The sequence below is a fragment of the Leisingera sp. ANG-M1 genome (genome assembly GCF_000813745.1).
GTDB lineage: Bacteria > Pseudomonadota > Alphaproteobacteria > Rhodobacterales > Rhodobacteraceae > Leisingera.
Window position 1 is genome coordinate 27,882 of sequence record NZ_JWLC01000040.1, and the last position, 319, is coordinate 28,200.

The window sequence follows — 319 nt, forward strand, 5'->3', positions numbered from 1 at the left end:
CACAGCAGGGCGGCGGCGAAGATGGTCTGCGCCCATGCCGACAAATTGCGACCCCTGACCCGGGAACAGGTAGACAGCCTTCATCGCAATCCCTCCACGGATTGAATGCAAATGGAACTGTTGGTGCCATTCACCCAGAACGCATTGCACAGCGCAGTGCCGACTTTGGCGTCCTTCCCTTCAGCCGGGACAAGCGGGATGTCACAGGCCGGGTCGCGTGGTTCGCTGCCAAGCGTGCCCGGCACTCGGCCTGTCTGAATGGACTTCACAGCGGCGATCACGTTGAACACACCAGTGGCGGCTTTGGCTTCACCGATGG

At 61.1% G+C, this 319-nt stretch carries 1 pseudogene; it reads right to left on the minus strand.

Annotation, left to right across the window (positions count from 1 at the left end):
* Nucleotides 1-80: 80 nt before the first annotated feature.
* Nucleotides 81-319, minus strand: a pseudogene (locus tag RA19_RS27120) (hypothetical protein); the annotation flags it as partial.